Here is a 398-nt window from a genome sequence, read left to right on the forward strand (position 1 = left end):
GCGCCGTTCAACCATAAGTCGATTTGTGCGATGTCGAAGTCGTTGCCGAGCGCCATCACATACATGTGCTCGGGATCAACAATGAAGTGATCGCGCACTCGCGCATCTATCGTGGTCAACCAGTAATCGGTCAGTTCGCGCTGGAACTGCTCAAGATTGATCGAATCTGCCTGACCCGTGACCAGTGAACTTCGCGCCGCTTCAGATTGATTCAGCCACCAGAAGAAGGCGTCGGCCTCGATCTTTCCACCACGATTAAGCTGCTCTTGGAGATTGAGGTTCCACTTCATGCTGTCGATGATGCCGATGCCGGGCACCACCGAGCAAATGCCGACCGATAGAATCGGGGAGCCGACGCGCAGCCCCAGACTCTCGATATCGATCATGACGAATGTCTT

The 398-nt window shown here is 54.5% G+C and carries 1 protein-coding gene; it reads right to left on the reverse strand.

Annotated features, from left to right (window positions below; genetic code table 11):
- Nucleotides 1–386, reverse strand: a 386-nt coding sequence (locus AC1RPY_RS07690; RefSeq protein ID WP_481763096.1) for a 3'-5' exoribonuclease domain-containing protein, incomplete at its 3' end; no start/stop codon positions are given.
- Nucleotides 387–398: the final 12 nt, after the last annotated feature.

This window comes from Dellaglioa sp. CoH-56-MRSF-12 (assembly GCF_056782075.1).